The organism is Pseudoalteromonas aliena, assembly GCF_038155085.1.
Lineage (GTDB): Bacteria > Pseudomonadota > Gammaproteobacteria > Enterobacterales > Alteromonadaceae > Pseudoalteromonas > Pseudoalteromonas aliena_A.
Window position 1 is genome coordinate 1 of record NZ_JBAKAU010000227.1, and the last position, 215, is coordinate 215.

Genomic DNA, 215 nt, shown 5'->3' on the forward strand with positions numbered 1-215 from the left:
CCAGAACTAATCCACAAAGCTGAGATCGATCCATTAGTAGGTCCTCATGCTTACCTAGGACGTGATCTTGGTTTCAAATTGGGTCTTAACCCAACAGAAATGAAACAGTTCGTTAAGATCTTCATGGGGCTTGGTAAAATGTTTAACGAATTCGTTTTCGCACTTCTTGAAATCAACCCGTTAGTAATTCCAGATGAAGGTAACCTTCACTGTCT

1 protein-coding gene is annotated in these 215 nt (G+C 40.5%); it reads left to right on the forward strand.

Going from position 1 to position 215, the window contains the following annotated elements:
- A partial coding sequence (locus V6260_RS19175) for an ATP-grasp domain-containing protein (RefSeq protein ID WP_341595618.1) occupies positions 1–215 on the forward strand: 215 nt, incomplete at both ends.